The 2,413-nt window shown below is 62.6% G+C and carries 1 protein-coding gene; it reads right to left on the reverse strand.

Annotated features, from left to right (window positions below):
- Positions 1–2,327 (reverse strand): excinuclease ABC subunit UvrA (uvrA, locus tag ACP5EL_RS10340; RefSeq protein WP_428402429.1); only part of this gene is annotated, 2,327 nt, incomplete at its 3' end.
- Positions 2,328–2,413: the final 86 nt, after the last annotated feature.

Below are 2,413 nucleotides of genomic sequence, written 5' to 3' on the forward strand. Positions count from 1 at the left end.
CCCTTGCACTCCTCGCACTCGATGTAGACGTCGGGGAGGAAGTTCATCTCGATCTTGATCAGGCCGTCGCCCTGGCAGGCCTCACACCGGCCGCCCTTGAGGTTGAAGGAGAAGCGTCCTGGCTTGTATCCCCGGACCCGGGCCTCCTTCGTCCCGGCGAAGGCCTGCCTGATGGGGTCGAAGACCTTGGTGTAGGTGGCGGGGTTCGACCGGGGGGTCCTTCCGATGGGGCTCTGGTCGATGACGATCACCTTGTCGATCTCCGAGTCGAAGGAGAGGTCGTCGTGCTCGCCGGGGGTCTCGCTCGACTTGTAGATCTTCCTCATCAATGCCCGGTAGAGGGTGTCGTAGATGAGAGTGGACTTGCCCGAGCCGGAGACGCCGGTGACCACGGTGAAGACGCCGATGGGGATCTTGGCGTCGATCTTCTGGAGGTTGTTCTCCCGGCAGCCCCTGATCCAGACGAACCTCTCGCTCTGCCTTCGGCTCCTGGGGGTCTTGATCTCTTTTTTGCCCGAGAGATACTGGCCCGTCAGGGACTTGGGATCCTCCTCGACCTTTTTGGGCGGGCCCTCGGAGACCACCCAGCCGCCGTGGATCCCGGCACCGGGGCCCATGTCCACCACGTGGTCTGCGGCGCGGATCGTCTCCTCGTCGTGTTCGACGACGATCAGGGTGTTTCCCAGGTCCCGGAGCTTCTTCAGAGTCTCGATCAGCCGGGCGTTGTCCCGCTGGTGGAGGCCTATCGAGGGCTCGTCGAGGACGTAGAGGACGCCCATCAGGTTCGACCCGATCTGGGTTGCAAGCCGTATCCTCTGAGCCTCGCCCCCTGAGAGGGTCCCCGCACTCCTGGACAAAGTCAGGTAGCCGAGGCCGACGTGCTCGAGAAAGCCGAGCCTGGACTGGATCTCTTTGAGGACCTGGCGGGCGATCTCCTCCTCCCTATCCGAGAGGGGCAGCCTCTCGAAGAGCTCCCTTCCTTCGGTGACCGAGAGGTCGGCGACGTCAGCGATGGACATCCCCGAGATCTTCACCGCCAGAACCTTCTCCTTCAGCCTCCGGCCGAGGCAACGAGGACAGGGTAGGACCTTCATGAACCTCTCCAGCTCCTCCCGCCGGTAGTCGGAGCTGGTCTGTTGGTAGAGCCGCTCGGACTGGGGTATCAGCCCCTCCCAGTGACCTTTGTGGGACCAGTGAGCTTCCCCGTTCTTCATGGACATGGCGAAGTTGATCTTCTCCCGCGACCCGTAGATCAGGGCGGAGTACTGCTCGGACGTGAGGTCCTTTATGGGGGTGAAGATGTCGAAGCCGAAGTGCTTTGCGACCGCGGCGAGGTGCTGGCCCCGCCATCCGTCGACGTGGTTTCGATAGAGGGCCACGGCCCCGTCTGCGATGGAGAGGTCTTTATCGGGAACGATGAGGTCGGGGTCGAACTCCATCTTGATCCCCAGGCCGTTACAGGTCTCGCAGGCTCCGAAGGGGCTGTTGAAGGAGAAGGTCCGGGGTTGAAGCTCCTCGAAGACCATGCCGCAGATGGGGCAGGCCATCTTCGAGGAGTAGACCTGGTCCCGCCCCTCGGAGTCCACCACAATCAGGAGTCCGTCGGCCCTCTCCAGGGCGCGCTCGCAGGCCTCGACCAGCCTCGATCGATCCTCTCGGGGGTCGAGCCGGTCGACGACGACATCGATCTCGTGCTTTCTGTACCGGTCCAGGTCGATCAGATCATCGGTCCTCCGGATATCGCCGTCGACCCGAACCCGGGCGAAGCCCTCGGCGAAGAGGTCTTTGAAGAGCTGGCCGTAGGTCCCCTTCTTCTGGCGGATGATCGGAGCGAGGATGGTGACCATTCCCGTTCCCACCGTTCCCCCCTCGTTCCCGTCGGAGACCTCGGATCCGGCCCGGGCCTCGATTATCCGGTCGGCTATCCTCTCCGGGGAGATCGACTCGATCTTGACGTCGTGGACCGGGCAGTGGGGGGTTCCGACCCTGGCGAAGAGCAGCCGCAGGTAGTCGTAGATCTCGGTAACCGTCCCCACGGTGCTCCGGGGATTCTTCGAGGTCGTCTTCTGCTCGATGGATATCGCCGGGGATAGCCCCTCGATGGAGTCGACGTCCGGCTTGTTCATCTGCCCGAGGAACTGGCGGGCGTAGGCCGAGAGGGACTCGACGTAGCGGCGCTGCCCCTCGGCGTAGATGGTGTCGAAGGCTAGGGTGGACTTGCCCGAGCCCGAGACGCCGGTGATGACGATCAGCCTGTCTCTTGGAAGCTCCAGGGTCACGTCCTTTAGGTTATGCTCTCTTGCACCCTTTATGAGGATCGATTTCATCTCATCTTCTCGCTTGGGCATCTTGGCCTATTGAAGGTCAGAGCTAGGGCCAGGATGAGCTTAATACTTTTCGGGCGGCTCAGAAC

It is taken from the genome of Methanocrinis sp. (genome assembly GCF_049974945.1).
GTDB lineage: Archaea > Halobacteriota > Methanosarcinia > Methanotrichales > Methanotrichaceae > Methanocrinis.